At 46.2% G+C, this 234-nt stretch carries 1 tRNA gene; it reads right to left on the reverse strand.

What is annotated here, in order from left to right:
* Positions 1–32: 32 nt before the first annotated feature.
* Positions 33–108: transfer RNA gene (locus H5073_RS18185), tRNA-Ala, on the reverse strand.
* Between the last annotated feature and the right edge of the window lie 126 nt (positions 109–234).

Below are 234 nucleotides of genomic sequence, written 5' to 3' on the forward strand. Positions count from 1 at the left end.
TCTGTCCTAATGTATGTATCTCTTAAAGAGAATGGTGGAGCTATGCGGGATCGAACCGCAGACCTCCTGCGTGCAAGGCAGGCGCTCTCCCAGCTGAGCTATAACCCCTTACATACAGTCGAGAATATACGAGTACCTTCTAAGAAGGTGTTATACCAAATATTTTCTTACCAAGGCGGTAAGTGGCGACGTTTAGTTCACTAAACGAGTCACTTTCCAACGCAGGAAAGGAAA

Source organism: Shewanella sp. SR44-3 (assembly GCF_014163735.1).
In the GTDB taxonomy this organism is placed as follows: domain Bacteria; phylum Pseudomonadota; class Gammaproteobacteria; order Enterobacterales; family Shewanellaceae; genus Shewanella.